This window comes from Bradyrhizobium sp. MOS003 (assembly GCF_003020125.1).
Lineage (GTDB): Bacteria > Pseudomonadota > Alphaproteobacteria > Rhizobiales > Xanthobacteraceae > Bradyrhizobium.
The window spans coordinates 177,753-192,516 of sequence record NZ_PYFW01000008.1; the positions used below are offsets into that span (position 1 = coordinate 177,753).

Here is a 14,764-nt window from a genome sequence, read left to right on the forward strand (position 1 = left end):
GATCAGCCTTGATGTGTTGCGGCCTGGTCGGCGCGGCGGCGCTGGATCCGGCGCAGCGTCTGGTCGAGCGCCGAGAGAAACGTGGAGCGGTCGCGCGGCGCGAACGAGCGCGGGCCGCCGGTGACTTCGCCGGCCGAGCGCAGATCCGTCATCAGGTTGCGCACCGCCAGCGTCATGCCGATCGACTCTTCCGTGAACGGCTTGCCGTTCGGGGCGATCACATCGGCGCCGGCCTTCACGCAGCGGCTCGCGAGCGGAATGTCCGATGTCACCACGACGTCGCCGGGTTTGACGCGCTCGACGATCCAGTCGTCGGCGGCGTCCATGCCGGCGCCGGCCGCGATGCGCTCGATCAGCGGGTCCTGTGGCACGCGGATGAAATTGCCGGCGACCACGCTGACGGGCACGCCGTGCCGCAGCGCGACGCGGTAAATCTCGTCCTTGACCGGGCAGGCGTCGGCGTCGACATAGATGCGGGTAGGGGTGTCAGTCATTCGCCGCGTGGTACCCCATTCGGGCCGCAAAGGCGAGGGGATTGACCGGTGTTCCCCGGGGCTTACGATCGTCCCGAAACAACAAGAACAGGGAAGATGACCCCATGCCGAACCGGCTCGAGACTTGGCGCGTCGAGGCCTACAACACCGCCAAGCAATCGGAAAACAAGATGCATGACGACACGGTCGCGCGCCGCTTCGGCTTTTCCGGCGGGCTGGTGCCCGGCGTCGATGTCTTCGCCTACATGATGCACGTGCCGGTGGCGCGCTGGGGCCGCGATTTCCTGTCGCGCGGGCTGATCGAGGCCCGCTTCATCAAGCCGGTTTATGACGGCGAGACCGCCGATGTCGACGCGACCGAGCACAACGGGGTGCTGACCATCGAAGTGTTCAGCCGCACCACACTGTGCGCCACGGGCACGGCCTCGCTGCCGGCGGCGGCGCCTGTGGTGTCACTGAGCGACTATGTCGCGGTGCCCGTCGTGGCCGAACGCACGCCGGTCAGCCCAACGACATTCGAGACCGGCAAATGGCTGGGCACCACGCCCCGGCGCTGGGCCGGGCAGGATGCGGCGGACTACCTCGCCGACATCAGGGAGACAGATCCGATCTTTGCGCGCGAACGCCTCGGCCATCCCGGCCTGATCCAGCGGGTGATGAACCGCGTGCTGGTCGACAACACCATTCTGGGCCCGTGGATCCACGTCGGCAGCCGCATGCAGCTGCTGTCGGCGGCGCGCGCCGGCGATGAAATCACCGCGCGGGCCAAGGTGACAGCGAACTACGAGAAGAAGGGCCACCGCTTCGTCGAGCTCGACGCACTCGTCGTCGCCAACGGCACCACGCCGATTGCACACTGCCAGCATACCGCGATCACCCAGCCGCGCGAGCAGGCGGTGGCGTAGGATTCAGTGCTTCTCGCGTTCGCTGTCATTCTCCGCGAAGGCGGGAATCCACTACGTCGCGGCCTGTCGGTCAATCACGACCGCCTTGGAGTACTGGATCGCCCGGTCAAGCCGGGCGACGACAGTGTGTCCGTGGAGGCAAAAGGGGGAGACCTCAAGCCGCCTTTGCCTTCGCGTCCTGGATCGCGCGCCACACCCGCTCCGAGGTCAGCGGCATGTCGATGTGCTTGATACCGTACTCGGACAAGGCGTCGAGCACCGCGTTCACCACCGTCGACAGGCTGCCGGCGCAGCCGGCTTCGCCGCAGCCCTTGCTGCCGAGCGGGTTGGTCGTCGCGGGCACCGGGTGGTCGCCGATCGTCATGTTGGGCACGTCCTCGGCGCGGGGCAGGGCGTAGTCCATCAGCGAGCCCGTGATCGGCTGGCCGCTCTCGTCGTAGCGGATGTGCTCCATCAGCGCCTGGCCGATACCTTGCACGACGCCGCCATGGAGCTGGCCTGCGACCAGCATCGGGTTGACGACCGTGCCGAAATCGTTGACCGCGCTGTAGCGAACGATCTGCACCACGCCGGTCTCCGGATCGATCTCGACTTCGGCAACGTGACAGCCGTTCGGGAACGCCGAGGCGACCGGTTCGCTGGTGTGATCGACGTCGAGGCTGTCGGGCACGCCCTCCGGCGTCTTGCCGTCATGCAGGCGCTTGGCGAGCTCCATGATGTCGATGCTGCGGTCGGTGCCGGCGATGGTGAAGCTGCCGCCTTCGAATTCGATGTCGGCTTCGGATGCTTCGAGCATATGCGCCGCTGCCCGCTTGCCCTTCTCGATGACGAGCTTGGCAGCCCCCACGATGGCCTGGCCGGTCGCCATGATCGAGCGCGAGCCGCCGGTGCCGTTGCCGGTGTGGACGATGTCGCTGTCGCCCTGCACGAGCTTGACGCTCTCGAAGGGAACGCCGAGCTGCGCACTCAGCACTTGCGCGAACGGCGTGGCATGGCCCTGGCCGTAATCGAGCGTGCCCGTGATGAGCTGCACGGTGCCGTCGGCATCGAACACGATCTTGCCGAGCTCCGGGCTCGGCGGTGCGGTGACCTCGAGATAGGAGCCGACGGCGATGCCGCGCAGCTTGCCGGCCTTCTTGCTCTCTTTCTTGCGCTTGGCGAAATTATCGTGGTCGGAGATTTCGAGCGCCTTGTTGAACACGGCCTGGAAGTCGCCGCTGTCATAGGTAACGCCGGAGGAGGCCGCGAACGGGATCTGGCTCGGCTTGATGAAATTGCGCTTGCGCAAGGTCAGCCGGTTGATGCCCATCTCGTCGGCGGCGCGGTCGATCAGCCGCTCCATGTAATAGTTCGCCTCGGGCCGGCCGGCGCCGCGATAGGCGCCCATCAGCGTGGTGTTGGTCAAGACCACCTTGATGTCGACGGCCATCAGCGGCGTGCGGTAGACGCTGGAAAAGTTCTTGCCGGTGTTGAGTGACAGGGGCCCCGGCGCGACGCCGGTGATGTAGGCGCCGAGATTGCCATAGCCATCGAGTTTGGCCGCGAGGAAATTTCCTTCGGCGTCGAGCGCGAGCTCGGCATGGATCTTCTGCGCACGGCCGTGGCTGTCGGAAAGGAAAGCGGTCGAGCGCTCGTCGAGCCACTTCACCGGCTTGCCCAACTCCTTCGCCGCGTACAGGATGCACATATATTCGGGATAGTTGATGTTCTTCATGCCGAAGGAGCCGCCGACATTGGCGGTGAGGATGCGCACCTTGTCGTTCGGCACTTTGAGGTTCTTGGCGAGGTTGGCGCGGTTGCCGGCGACGCCCTGCGTCGGGACCTGAAGCGTGTAGCGCTCGGTCTTCTTGTCGTAGGAGGCCAGCCCGACGCGCGGTTCCATCGACACCACGGCGACACGGGTGTTCTCGATGTCGACCTTGGTGACATGGGCGGCGCCGGCGAAGGCCGCGGTGACCTTGTCCATGTCGCCATAATGGTAGTCGAGCACGACGTTACCAGGAATGTGGTCGTAGAGCTGCGGCGCGCCGGGTTTTGCGGCTTCCTCGGGATCGGTCACCGCCGGCAGCGGCTCGATATCGAGCTCGACCGCCTCTGCGGCATCGCGCGCCTGCGCCAGCGTCTCGGCGACCACGAAGGCGACGGGATCGCCGACGAAGCGGACCTTGTCGGTCGCGAGCGGCTGGCGGTTGGTCTGCAGCAGGGGCGAGCCGTCGCGGCTCTTGAGCGGCAGGCCGCAGGTGAAGGGACCGTAGCCGGCGGCATCGAGATCCTTGCCGGTCCAGACCCCCAGCACGCCCGGCATGGCCTTGGCGGCATCGATGCCGATGCCGCGGATGAGTCCATGGGCGTGGGTGGAACGAACGACCACGGCATAGGCCTGACCGGGCAGGTTGAAATCGTCGGTATAGCGGCCCTTGCCGCGCACCAGGGTGTCGTCCTCCTTGCGGCGGACGGGCTGCCCGACGCCGTATTTTTGCAGTGCAATAGCGTTTTCGAGCGTGGACGATGAGGTGTGATCTTGCATGGAATTGACCTGAAAAGCCGGCATTTGCGCAAATTCGCGGCAGCGGGGCACCGGGCTCTCCTCAAATAACCCACCGCCCCGTTCACGACAACGCACGAATGGGCATGGTCCCATGTGATGCGTTGTTGCGCATACCCGCCGCGCTGCTAAGGTTTCAGGCGAAAAATCAATTCCAGACCGGCCCGACCGGCCGCGGAAAGACAGTTTAGATGAATGACCACACGCGGCTCCGCGACGGCCATGCGCCGCACGGTGAGCTGGAGGGGTCGATGGCGGCGGTGGCGTTGGCTACCGGACCGGCCGTCGGCGCGCAGGCGTCGGGAACCGGCGTCTATGCTGCGCTGGACCTCGGCACCAACAATTGCAGGCTACTGATCGCCTGTCCGACCCAGGACGGCTTTCGCGTCGTCGATTCCTTCTCGCGCATCATCCGGCTCGGGGAGGGGGTCTCGTCGACCGGCTGCATCAGCGAGGCCGCGATCGAGCGTGCCATCGCCGCGCTCAGCATCTGCCGTGACAAGATCAATTTGCGCAAGGCGCGCCGGCTGCGGCTGATCGCGACCGAGGCCTGCCGCGCGGCCTCGAACGCGGAGGGGTTCCGCAGCCGCGTCGCGGCCGAGACCGGCATCGAGTTGGAGGTGATCGACCGCGAGACCGAGGCCGCGCTTGCGGTGGTCGGCTGCTCGCCGCTGGTCGACCCCAGGGGACGCGGCGCGATCCTGTTCGACATCGGCGGCGGCTCGACCGAACTGGTGCGGATCGAGCGCGACGCAGACAATCCGCAGCCGCGCATCAAGGCCTGGATGTCGATCCCTTACGGTGTGGTCACGCTCGCCGAGCAGTTCGGCGGCCGCGACGTGACGCCGGAGATTTACGCCGCGATGGAGCAGGAGGTCGCCAACCACGTCGCGCCGTTCGCCGAGGTGCACGGCGGCGATCTCGCCGACATGCACCTGCTCGGAACCTCGGGCACGGTGACGACGCTCGCCGGCATCCACCTCAACCTCGCGCGCTATGACCGGCGCCGCATCGACAGCATCTGGATGAACGATTCCGACATCACCGCGACCATCAACAAGCTGCTCGGCATGAGCTACGAGGAACGCGCCAACAACAGCTGCATCAGCGTCGAGCGCGCCGATCTCGTGCTCGCCGGCTGCGCCATCCTCGATGCCATCAGGCGGTCCTTCCCGCTGCCGCGCCTGCGCGTCGCCGACCGTGGCCTGCGCGAGGGCATGTTGGTCGAGATGATGCGCGAGGACGGCGCCCTCAGGAGCTGGTGAGATGGCGAAAGACACCACCGGCCGCTTGCACGTCCAGGTCAAGACCGGCGGCAAGCGCAAATTGTCGTCAAAGCTCTGGCTGGAGCGGCAGCTCAACGATCCGTACGTCGTCAAGGCCAAGGCGCTCGGCTATCGCTCGCGCGCCGCCTTCAAGCTGCTCGAGATCGACGACAAGTACCGGCTGCTGAAGCACGGCATGGCGGTGGTCGATCTCGGCGCGGCGCCGGGCGGCTGGAGTCAGATCGCCGCCAAGCGAGTCGGCTCGGTCGACGGCAAGGGCAAGGTCGTCGCGATCGACCTGCTGGACATGCCTGAGATTGCCGGCGTCGATTTCGCGCAGCTCGATTTCATGGACAACGATGTCCCGGAAAAGCTCAAGGCCATGCTCGGTGGCGGCGCCGACTTTGTGATGTCCGACATGGCCGCCAACACCACCGGGCACCGCAAGACCGACCAGCTCCGCATCGTCGGCCTGATCGAGACCGCCGCGGCGTTTGCCTGCGACGTGCTCAAGCCCGGCGGCGCGTTCCTGGCCAAGACGTTCCAGAGCGGCGCCGATGCCGATCTGCTCGCCCAGCTCAAGCGCGACTTTGCGACGGTGCGCCATGTGAAGCCGGCGGCGAGCCGGCAGGATTCCTCGGAACGCTACGTGCTGGCGACGGGATTTCGGGGTGGGACGAAGGAATAGCCGCCAACTCCGTCATTGCGAGGAGCTCTTGCGACGAAGCAACCCAGACTGCTTCAACGGAAAAATTCTGGATTGCTTCGCTTCGCTCGCAATGACGAGAAGAGAGACTACCCCAACCTTTGATCCCGTACGTCCTGCGTATCCTCGGACGCGGCCTTCACCCCCGCCTTCTCTGCACCCTTGCCGGCGCCTTTGCGGCTGGCGATCTCCACGGCCTTGCGGCCGGAGATTTCGTGGCCGGCATCGACGGGCATCTGCCAGAAGAACCAGCTCGATGCCGCCGAGGTCAGCGCGATTACCAGAAAGGCGGGAGCGAACACGGTGGCGTCGATTTCGCTGACATGGTGGAACCACATCGTCGTTTCCACGCAGGCCGCGCCGACGGCGACACCGGCCGAGACTGCGAGCTGCTGGTTGACGCTGACGAGCGTGGTGGCGCGGCTCATCTGCGGGGTCTCCACGTCAGCGTAGGCGACGGTGTTGATCGCGGTGAATTCGAGCGAGCGGAAGAAGCCACCCACCACCAGGATCACCATGATGATCAGCAGCGGCGTCGTCACCGTGAACAGCGCGCAGACGCCGAGGAAGAACGCGCTGATGATCGCATTCACGGTCATCAGGTTGCGGAAGCCGAAGGTGCGGATCAGGCGGGCGGCCAGCGTCTTCATGCCCATCGCCCCCAAAGAGGACGAAAAGGTGACGAGACCCGAGTGGAACGGCGACAGCCCGAAGCCGATCTGCATCAGGAGCGGGAGCAGGAACGGTAGCGCGCCGATGCCGAGCCGGAACAGGAAGCCGCCGAGCACGGCCGCGCGTAGCGTCGGCAGCTTCAGGAGCGAGAAATCGAGCACCGGCGAGCCCGTGCGCCTTGCGTGGATGACGTAGAGCGTCATCGAGATCGCGCCGCCCGCGATCAGTGCGGCGACGGTGCTCCATGGCAGCAGGTTGAGACCGGCTACCGACAGGCCGAAGGCGATGCCGGCGAGGCCGATGCCCGCCAGCACCATGCCATAGAGGTCGAACGGCTCGCGTTCCTCGCTCTTGATCGGGTCGATGAACTTCAAGGCCATGAAGATGCCGAGCAGCCCGATCGGGATGTTGATCAGGAAGATCCAGTGCCACGACGCATAGGTCGTGATGAAGCCGCCGAGCGGCGGGCCGATCACCGGACCGATCAGGGCAGGGACCGTCACCCAGGCCATGGCGTTGACCAGCGCGCTCTTGTCGACCGAGCGCAGCAGTACGAGACGCCCGACCGGTGTCATCATCGCCCCGCCCATGCCTTGCAGGATGCGCGCGAACACGAAATCGGTGACCGAACCCGAGAGCGCGCAGCCGATCGATCCCACCATGAACACGCCGACCGCGATCGCGAACACCATCCGCGCGCCGAACCGGTCCGCGGTCCAGCCGCTCGCCGGGATGAACACCGCGAGCGACAGCAGATAGGACGTGATCGCGAGCTTGAGCGTCAGCGGGCTGGTGCCGATGTCGGCCGCGATCGCAGGCAGCGAGGTGGCGATCACGGTCGAGTCCATGTTCTCCATGAAGAGAGCAGTGGCCACGATCAGCGGAATGACGCGTTGCTTGTCGACCATGACGGAATTGTAATGAAAATCGGAAGAGGGTGGAGTTGCGGCTTACCACCGCTGTCCAGCCGGGACCATTGCGGTTCGACGCATAGCACCTAAATCCTGCGCGACAACGGCGTGCCTGGCACCCTCGTCATTCCGGGGCGCGCTCCTCGGCGCGAGCTATGGTGCGCAATTGCGCACCTGAGAATCCATCTGGCCTCAGGGACCGCTGCGGGAACGACGGTAGGTCACGCACGGGCTATCCACGCTGAATTTACCCAAAAAGCCTGTGCATGGCTGGCCAGCCATCCGAATTGCTTTGATTCGTCACACGGCCGTGCTATCGACCCGCGTCAACCCCACCGATGGGCTCCGATTCTCAGGCGATGCCGCAAGGTACGCCGAGGGTGGCGCTCATCCATAAGCATTTGCGGCAGGGCCGCGGAAGGAGTTGGCACATGGCCACGGTGCAACAAGGCATTCGCGAAGCCCTTACGTTCGACGACGTGCTGTTGAAGCCGGGCCTGTCGGACGTCATGCCCGGCGAGGTCGACATCCGCTCCCGCGTCACCCGCGCCATTCCGCTCAACATTCCGATCATGGCCTCGGCCATGGACACCGTCACCGAAGCCCGCATGGCGATCGCCATGGCGCAGGCCGGCGGTCTCGGCGTCATCCACCGCAATTTCGATCCCGAAGGGCAGGCTGCCCAGGTGCGGCAGGTCAAGCGCTACGAGTCGGGCATGGTGGTGAACCCGCTCACCATCAGCCCCGATGCCACGCTCGACGACGCGCTGAAGCTGATGAACGACCACGGCATCTCAGGCATTCCCGTCGTCACCGGCGCCGGCAAGAACACGCCCGGCAAGCTGGTCGGCATCCTCACCAACCGCGACGTGCGCTTTGCCACCGACCGCCGGCAAAAAGTCTCCGAGCTGATGACCCATGAAGGTCTCGTCACGGTGCGCGAGAATGTCAGCCAGGACGAGGCGCGGCGGATGCTGCATCAGCATCGCATCGAGAAGCTGCTCGTGGTCGACGAGCAATATCGCTGCGTCGGCCTCGTCACCGTGAAGGACATGGAGAAGGCGGTCGCCCATCCGCTCGCCTGCAAGGACGCGCAGGGGCGCCTGCGCGTTGCCGCCGCCACCACCGTTGGCGATACCGGCTTCGAGCGCACCGAGCGGCTGATCGATGCCGGCGTCGATCTCATCGTCGTCGACACCGCGCACGGCCATTCCCGGCACGTGCTGCATGCCGTGAACCGCATCAAGCGCCTGTCCAACTCGGTTCAGGTCGTTGCCGGCAACGTCGCCACCACTGAAGGCACGCAGGCACTGATCGACGCGGGCGCTGACTGCATCAAGGTCGGCATCGGTCCGGGCTCGATCTGCACCACGCGCATCGTCGCGGGCGTCGGCGTTCCCCAGCTCACCGCGATCATGGATGCGGTCGAGGCGGCGAAGAAGGCCGACATTCCCGTCATTGCCGACGGCGGCATCAAGTTCTCCGGCGATCTCGCCAAGGCGCTCGCCGCCGGCGCCGACATCGCCATGGTCGGCTCGCTGCTGGCCGGCACCGACGAGACACCCGGCGAAGTGTTCCTGTGGCAGGGCCGTTCCTACAAGGCCTATCGCGGCATGGGCTCGGTCGGCGCGATGGCGCGCGGCTCGGCCGACCGCTATTTTCAGCAGGACATCAAGGACACGCTCAAGCTCGTCCCTGAAGGTATCGAGGGCCAGGTGCCCTACAAGGGCGCGGTCGGCCATGTCATGCACCAGCTCGCCGGCGGCCTGCGCGCCGCGATGGGCTATGTCGGCGCAAAGGACATGAAGGAGCTGCACGAGAAGGCCCAGTTCGTCCGCATCACCGGCGCGGGCCTGCGCGAGAGCCACGTCCACGACGTCACGATCACCCGCGAGAGCCCGAACTATCCGGGCGGGGGTTAGACGCTCGCTCTCAGCACCGCGCGAGCGCGTGTGTATCGACGCGCTTGCCTCAAGGACGGTGTCATGCCCCGGCTTGACCGGGGCATCCAGTACGCCGCGGCTTCTCGGCTCAATTGCGACCGTCTCTGGAATACCGGATCGCCCGATCAAGTCGGGCGATGACAGCGCGTGTGTGGCTCCGCCGCTTTTGTGTTGACGCGCCTCGCCGCCTCCGCTTCCGTTCACGCCGAAACACAATTCGGAGGAAGCCATGTCCCAAGGCAAACGTATCGTTCTCGCCGCCCGTCCCGTCGGCGAACCCAAGCCGTCTGATTTCCGCATCGAGGAATTCACGGTGCCGACGCCCGGCGCAGGCGAAGTCCTGCTGCGCACGATCTGGCTGTCGCTCGATCCCTATATGCGCGGACGCATGAGTGATGGTCCGTCCTATGCCGCGCCGGTGCCGGTCGGCGGCGTGATGGAAGGCGAGGCGGTCAGTGAGGTTGTCGCCTCTAACAATCCGGACTTCGCCAAGGGCGACATCGTCCGTGCACGCACGGGTTGGCAGACCAACGCGATCTCGAATGGCAAGGGCCTGATCAAGGTTGATCCCAAGCTCGGTCCGATCTCAACTTCGATCGGCGTGCTCGGCATGCCCGGCATGACGGCGTACACGGGCCTGCTCGACATCGGCAAGCCGCAGGAAGGCGAGACCGTCGTCGTGGCCGGTGCCTCCGGTGCGGTCGGCTCGGCCGTCGGCCAGATCGCGAAGATCAGGGGGGCGCGCGCGGTTGGCATCGCCGGCGGCAAGGACAAGTGCGACTACGTCGTGAAAGAGCTCGGCTTCGATGCCTGCATCGATCACCGCGATCCCGATCTTGCCGCCAAGCTGAAAGAGGCTTGCCCGAAAGGGATCGACGTCTATTTCGAGAATGTCGGCGGCGCCGTGTTCGAGGCGGTATTCCCGCTGCTAAACCCGTTCGCGCGCGTGCCGGTCTGCGGCCTGATCGCGCATTACAACGATACCGAAGCCAAGCCGCCGAAATGGGCCGCGAGCATGATGCGCGCGACGCTGACCAAGCGGCTGACCTTCCGCGGCTTCATAGTCTCCGACTTCGCCTCCCGCCACGGCGACTTCCTGCGCGACATGTCCTCCTGGGTCCGCGACGGCAAGGTCAAATACAAGGAGTTCGTCACCGAGGGCCTGGAAAGCGCGCCAAGCGCCTTCATCGGCCTGCTAAAGGGCGCCAATTTCGGCAAGCAGCTGGTTCGGGTCGGGCCGGACAAGGTCTGAACCACCACCTCCGCCCCACGAAGGCGGACGAATATGGTTAATAAAGAGTGACCGATCGGCCACACCTGCTCCGTAAAAGCCGCAGGTGTGACCGTCGGTTCATTGACCGCAAGGCGAAGACATTGAATCATCGGGCATATTTTAGGTGCTGCGATGTTAGAGATCAGTGTTTTCTGCGTTATCCTGCTTGCCGCCGGCTATTGGACGGCCATGTTCATCATGGGTCGTCACGACGACGTCATTCATGGCAAGTTCGTCCATGTCGACCATGAGGGCGATCTTGCCCGCCCGGCCATGCCGGAACCGCCGCCGCCATTCCCGAAGCGCCCGGTCAAGGCCGCGCAGCCCGTCAGGCAGCCGCCCGCCAACGATCTCTCGGCCAGGCCGGTGAACAGCGACGCGTTGCAATCCCTGCTCGCCGCGATCCAGCAGGATCTCAAGAGCGTCGCCTGAGCGCTGAACAGCTCAACAAAGTTTAGAGCACGCGATAGCGGATCTTGTAGGCGTCTTGAGGCGCCACGGTGTCGGCGAGCGGCGAGGCAATGCGGTCGGCGAGGTGCCAGGGGCCGAACTCCTGGGAGCGATGAGGCTCGGCGGGCAGGCGGAGGCGGAATTCGAAAATGCCCTTGCCCGGCAGGTTCACGACCAGCACGCGGTCCGCGGTGCGGTGGTTGAGCGCGACCGCGCCGCGCAGCAGCGAGCGACCGTCGCCGAGTTCGCTCACACCGTCGACCAGCGCCAGGGTCTGGTTGCGGTCGGTGTGCAGCTCGATCTGGGAATCGGACGCGGTCGTCAACGTTTCCCGGGGCATGCGGATCTCGAACTCGACCGCCGGCTTGGACGGGTTGAGGCCGAGATAGGCCGCTGCGGCATGGCGCATGTCGTAGGCGGCAAAGGCAAACAGGACGAGCGCGGCGAGGGTGGCGAGGCCATGCCTGACCACATCGCGCCAGCTGCGGTAGGACAGGCGCAAGTACACGGTCATTGCCAGCGCGACCGCGAGGGCGGCCGCAACACCCGACAGCGCCGACATCAGGATGCCCAGCCTGCCGTCGGCGGAGTCAATCAGAAGGCTGGACAGGGTGGTCATGGCTGGCTCGCCGTGCGGCCCGAAGGAGCAAAATCGCTTTAACTATCGGCGGTTGGTCGCGGAAACGGGAACGCCGGTTCAACTCGTTGATTGTCAGGGCCAGCGGACGCGGCTAATGACGGTCCGCGGCATGCCGCCTTACGGGAAAGTTCCGATGTCCATCCAAATGGTTCTGCTGCCTGTGTTCGTGCAGGTGGGTCTCACCTTCGCGCTGCTGATCGGCATGGTGCTGGCGCGCCGCCGCACCCTGGTCGCGGGCGAGACCAAAATTCGCGACATTGCACTCGGCGAGCCGAACTGGCCGAAGGGCGCCACGCAGATCGCCAATTGCTACCGCAACCAGTTCGAACTGCCGGTGCTGTTCTATGTCCTGATCGCGCTGGCGCTCCCGCTCCGCCATGCCGATCTCTTCATCGTGCTGATGTCCTGGGTGTTCGTGGTGACGCGCTTTGCCCATGCCGGGGTGTTCGTGTCCTCGAACGATCTCGGCCGGCGCTCCACGGTCTGGCTCGCCAGCGTGCTGGTGCTGCTCGCAATGTGGATCTACTTCGCGCTGAAGATGCTGTTGTTGATCTGACGCTTGCGCGCCAATCCTGACCTGAAAGATTCAAATGACTCCCGCTGCCCGGCTGTCCGCAGCCATCGAACTGATCGACACCATCGAGAAGGACCGCGTGCCCGCTGCCAAGGCGCTGAAGGAGTGGGGTACCGCGCACCGCTTTGCCGGCTCGGGTGACCGCGCCGCCATCGCCGGCCTGGTCTGGGACGTGCTGCGCCGCTACGCCTCGAGCGCGTTCCTGATGGAGTCCGATACCGCGCGTGCTAGGCTGATCGGCATGCTCCGGCTCGAGCGTGACATGGACACGGCCACGATGGGCGCGTTGTTCGACGGCAGCCGCTTCGCGCCGGCGCCGCTGACCGAGGCCGAGCAGGCGGCGCTCAGCCATCGGTCCCTCAAGGACGCGCCGGCCGCGATTGCCGGCGACTATCCCGAATGGCTGGATCCGCACCTCGCAAAAGTGTTCGGCGAGGACCGCGCGGCGGAGGCGGCCGCGATGGCCAGCCGTGCGCCGCTCGACCTCCGCGTCAACACGCTAAAATCCAATCGCGACAAGGCGCTGCAGTCGCTTGCTCATCTTCATGCGAAACCGACGCCCTGGTCGGCAACGGGCCTGCGCATCGCGCTTTCGGCCGATGCGCGCAACCCCGGGATCCAGGCCGAGGAGGATTTCATCAAGGGTGCGATTGAAGTTCAGGACGAGGGGTCGCAGCTTGCGGCCCAGTTGACCGCTGCAAAACCCGGCGAGCAGGTGATCGACCTCTGCGCCGGTGCGGGCGGAAAGACGCTGGCGCTCGCTGCCCTGATGCAGGGTAAGGGCCGGCTGATCGCGACCGACAGCGACAAGCGCCAGCTCGCGCCGATCCACGAGCGGCTGTCGCGCGCCGGCGTCCACAATGCAGAGGTCCGCACGCCAAAGGGCGACGCCGATCCCTTGGCAGACATCAGCAGCACCGCCGATCTCGTCGTGATCGATGCGCCCTGCACGGGAACCGGGACGTGGCGTCGCAACCCCGACGCGAAATGGCGCATGCGTCCCGGCGCGCTGGAGATTCGCCTGCGCGACCAGACCGAGGTGCTGGAGCGCGCGGTGCCGCTGGTGAAGGCCGGTGGCCGCATCGCCTACATCACCTGTTCGGTGCTGTCGGAAGAGAACGGCGAGCAGGTGAGGGCATTCGTCGCGCGCCATCCCGAGTTTGCGCCCGTCCCGCCGGAGCAGACTGCGAGCGTGCTCTGGGACAAGGCGGAGGCTTTCGGCGAGGCCGCGCTGCAGTCGCCGGAGGGGTGGCTGATGACGCCGCGGCGGACCGGGACCGACGGATTTTTCGTGTCGGTGCTTAAGAAGGTAGGCTAACCACACTCCGCCGTCATTCCGGGGCGGCCGCAGGGCGAGCCCGGAATCCATCGCGCAGTACGTGCGGTTCGATGGATTCCGGGCTCTCGCTTCGCGACCCTGAATGCCAGTTGCCAAAACAAAAACCCCGCAGACCGGATCCCGGCCGCGGGGTTTTCGAGCTCTGGCGTTCTGCCGGTACGTCCGTGGTCAGAACGATGCGTTGGCGTTAGCCGACGCGGAGATTGTCAGCCGAGGACTTGCCGCTGCGACGATCGGCGACGATGTCGAACGAGACCTTCTGACCCTCGTTGAGGGAGGAGAGGCCAGCGCGCTCGACGGCGCTGATGTGCACGAATACGTCCTTCTGGCCGTCGTCCGGCTGGATGAAACCATAACCCTTTTGGGTGTTGAACCACTTCACGGTGCCCATAGCCATGGGAATTTCCTTTAGTTAGTTAAAGAGCCTACGCACGTGGACCGGTACGCGGCATGCGCCCATAGTCCTGTTCAGTCGATGTTTGGAGAAGTCATCTGAAGCGTGCGCGCCCGTCAGCAACGAAGCGAAGCGGCCCAGTCGTTCGGCCAAGTATCGATGATCACAATATAGCGAGAATTTGGGGCCAGTTCAAGGCATCACCCGCGACCCGGCACGTCGCACGACTTTGCTATTTTGCGGTGCAAATAAACCGTCGGTCGTTTCTCAGTCCACGATGAAGAGCGTCGCCCCGGTTGCGGTCGAAGACCGGTGCGCGGCGTCGCCGTAGTCCGAAACCTGGTAGCTCATCCCCGCCGTCAGCTTGAATTTTCGCCCGTCGCGCAGCTCGCTGTCGAGCTCGCCCTTCAGCACGTAGAGCACGTGGCCGCGATCGCACCAATGGTCGGCCAGATAACCCGGCGAATATTCCACCATCCTGACCCGGAGATCGCCGATGTCGAGCGTGCGCCAAATGGCCTCACCGCGCTCGCCGGCATGTTTGGTCGGGCTGACCTTGCTCCAGTCGGTGACGGTAAAGGGGGAGGTGGGGAGCTTCATGAGGAGGTCCTGTTTCAGAGCCGGCGGAGCCCTTGTTATCGGATGCGACCGCC

14 protein-coding genes are annotated in these 14,764 nt (G+C 65.4%); 8 read left to right on the forward strand and 6 right to left on the reverse strand.

Annotated elements, in window-relative coordinates:
- Nucleotides 1-2: 2 nt before the first annotated feature.
- On the reverse strand, nucleotides 3-494 hold the full coding sequence (locus tag C7G42_RS28200) for a YaiI/YqxD family protein (RefSeq protein ID WP_106952183.1): 492 nt from the start codon (nucleotides 492-494) through the stop codon (nucleotides 3-5).
- A gap of 104 nt (nucleotides 495-598) precedes the next feature.
- On the opposite strand from C7G42_RS28200, the gene C7G42_RS28205 reads away from it, so the two are divergent.
- A complete protein-coding gene (locus tag C7G42_RS28205; protein WP_106952184.1) occupies nucleotides 599-1,399 on the forward strand; it encodes a hypothetical protein in 801 nt (266 codons plus the stop codon).
- A 154-nt stretch (nucleotides 1,400-1,553) separates the two neighbouring features.
- Here C7G42_RS28205 and C7G42_RS28210 read toward each other — a convergent pair whose 3' ends face one another.
- Nucleotides 1,554-3,926 carry a xanthine dehydrogenase family protein molybdopterin-binding subunit gene (locus C7G42_RS28210; protein ID WP_106952289.1) on the reverse strand — a complete coding sequence of 791 codons (2,373 nt, stop codon included), beginning with the start codon at nucleotides 3,924-3,926 and terminating at the stop codon, nucleotides 1,554-1,556.
- A gap of 209 nt (nucleotides 3,927-4,135) precedes the next feature.
- Between C7G42_RS28210 and C7G42_RS28215 the strand changes: the two genes are divergently transcribed.
- Entirely contained in the window at nucleotides 4,136-5,209 is a 1,074-nt protein-coding gene (locus C7G42_RS28215) for a Ppx/GppA phosphatase family protein (RefSeq protein ID WP_106952185.1), read from the forward strand.
- 1 nt (nucleotide 5,210) lies between these two features.
- Nucleotides 5,211-5,897 carry an RlmE family RNA methyltransferase gene (locus C7G42_RS28220; RefSeq protein WP_106952186.1) on the forward strand — a complete coding sequence of 229 codons (687 nt, stop codon included), beginning with the start codon at nucleotides 5,211-5,213 and terminating at the stop codon, nucleotides 5,895-5,897.
- Between the two features lie 107 nt (nucleotides 5,898-6,004).
- Here the strand turns inward: C7G42_RS28220 and C7G42_RS28225 are convergent, their stop codons facing one another.
- On the reverse strand, nucleotides 6,005-7,495 hold the full coding sequence (locus C7G42_RS28225; RefSeq protein WP_106952187.1) for a DHA2 family efflux MFS transporter permease subunit: 1,491 nt from the start codon (nucleotides 7,493-7,495) through the stop codon (nucleotides 6,005-6,007).
- Between the two features lie 434 nt (nucleotides 7,496-7,929).
- On the opposite strand from C7G42_RS28225, the gene guaB reads away from it, so the two are divergent.
- The 3 genes from guaB to C7G42_RS28240 all read left to right on the forward strand — a co-directional run bounded on the left by guaB (nucleotide 7,930) and on the right by C7G42_RS28240 (nucleotide 11,146).
- Nucleotides 7,930-9,420, forward strand: a complete 1,491-nt coding sequence (gene guaB, locus C7G42_RS28230; protein WP_106952188.1) for an IMP dehydrogenase — start codon at nucleotides 7,930-7,932, stop codon at nucleotides 9,418-9,420.
- Between the two features lie 250 nt (nucleotides 9,421-9,670).
- Complete coding sequence (curA, locus tag C7G42_RS28235; RefSeq protein WP_106952189.1) at nucleotides 9,671-10,693, forward strand: NADPH-dependent curcumin/dihydrocurcumin reductase; 1,023 nt, start codon at nucleotides 9,671-9,673, stop codon at nucleotides 10,691-10,693.
- Nucleotides 10,694-10,846: 153 nt separating this feature from the next.
- Nucleotides 10,847-11,146, forward strand: a complete 300-nt coding sequence (locus C7G42_RS28240; protein ID WP_106952190.1) for a hypothetical protein — start codon at nucleotides 10,847-10,849, stop codon at nucleotides 11,144-11,146.
- Between the two features lie 22 nt (nucleotides 11,147-11,168).
- Here the strand turns inward: C7G42_RS28240 and C7G42_RS28245 are convergent, their stop codons facing one another.
- On the reverse strand, nucleotides 11,169-11,783 hold the full coding sequence (locus tag C7G42_RS28245) for an acriflavin resistance protein (protein ID WP_106952191.1): 615 nt from the start codon (nucleotides 11,781-11,783) through the stop codon (nucleotides 11,169-11,171).
- Between the two features lie 154 nt (nucleotides 11,784-11,937).
- Here C7G42_RS28245 and C7G42_RS28250 point away from each other — a divergent pair, with 154 nt between their 5' ends.
- Both C7G42_RS28250 and C7G42_RS28255 read left to right on the forward strand, forming a co-directional pair.
- Nucleotides 11,938-12,360, forward strand: a complete 423-nt coding sequence (locus C7G42_RS28250; protein ID WP_199581190.1) for an MAPEG family protein — start codon at nucleotides 11,938-11,940, stop codon at nucleotides 12,358-12,360.
- Nucleotides 12,361-12,394: 34 nt separating this feature from the next.
- Nucleotides 12,395-13,696, forward strand: a complete 1,302-nt coding sequence (locus C7G42_RS28255) for an RsmB/NOP family class I SAM-dependent RNA methyltransferase (protein WP_106952192.1) — start codon at nucleotides 12,395-12,397, stop codon at nucleotides 13,694-13,696.
- A 208-nt stretch (nucleotides 13,697-13,904) separates the two neighbouring features.
- On the opposite strand, the gene C7G42_RS28260 is transcribed toward C7G42_RS28255, so the two are convergent.
- Complete coding sequence (locus C7G42_RS28260; RefSeq protein WP_008141931.1) at nucleotides 13,905-14,114, reverse strand: cold-shock protein; 210 nt, start codon at nucleotides 14,112-14,114, stop codon at nucleotides 13,905-13,907.
- A 264-nt stretch (nucleotides 14,115-14,378) separates the two neighbouring features.
- A complete protein-coding gene (locus C7G42_RS28265) occupies nucleotides 14,379-14,711 on the reverse strand; it encodes a DHCW motif cupin fold protein (RefSeq protein ID WP_106952193.1) in 333 nt (110 codons plus the stop codon).
- Nucleotides 14,712-14,764 lie beyond the last annotated feature (53 nt).

Coding starts and splice junctions, on each gene's coding strand:
- C7G42_RS28240 (WP_106952190.1), top strand. CDS start 10,847: ATGTTAGAGATCAGTGTTTTCTGCGTTATCCTGCTTGCCGCCGGCTAT.
- C7G42_RS28220 (WP_106952186.1), top strand. CDS start 5,211: ATGGCGAAAGACACCACCGGCCGCTTGCACGTCCAGGTCAAGACCGGC.
- C7G42_RS28265 (WP_106952193.1), bottom strand. CDS start 14,711: ATGAAGCTCCCCACCTCCCCCTTTACCGTCACCGACTGGAGCAAGGTC.
- C7G42_RS28205 (WP_106952184.1), top strand. CDS start 599: ATGCCGAACCGGCTCGAGACTTGGCGCGTCGAGGCCTACAACACCGCC.
- C7G42_RS28255 (WP_106952192.1), top strand. CDS start 12,395: ATGACTCCCGCTGCCCGGCTGTCCGCAGCCATCGAACTGATCGACACC.
- C7G42_RS28215 (WP_106952185.1), top strand. CDS start 4,136: ATGAATGACCACACGCGGCTCCGCGACGGCCATGCGCCGCACGGTGAG.
- guaB (WP_106952188.1), top strand. CDS start 7,930: ATGGCCACGGTGCAACAAGGCATTCGCGAAGCCCTTACGTTCGACGAC.
- C7G42_RS28245 (WP_106952191.1), bottom strand. CDS start 11,783: ATGACCACCCTGTCCAGCCTTCTGATTGACTCCGCCGACGGCAGGCTG.
- C7G42_RS28225 (WP_106952187.1), bottom strand. CDS start 7,495: ATGGTCGACAAGCAACGCGTCATTCCGCTGATCGTGGCCACTGCTCTC.
- C7G42_RS28250 (WP_199581190.1), top strand. CDS start 11,938: ATGTCCATCCAAATGGTTCTGCTGCCTGTGTTCGTGCAGGTGGGTCTC.
- C7G42_RS28200 (WP_106952183.1), bottom strand. CDS start 494: ATGACTGACACCCCTACCCGCATCTATGTCGACGCCGACGCCTGCCCG.
- C7G42_RS28210 (WP_106952289.1), bottom strand. CDS start 3,926: ATGCAAGATCACACCTCATCGTCCACGCTCGAAAACGCTATTGCACTG.
- curA (WP_106952189.1), top strand. CDS start 9,671: ATGTCCCAAGGCAAACGTATCGTTCTCGCCGCCCGTCCCGTCGGCGAA.
- C7G42_RS28260 (WP_008141931.1), bottom strand. CDS start 14,114: ATGGCTATGGGCACCGTGAAGTGGTTCAACACCCAAAAGGGTTATGGT.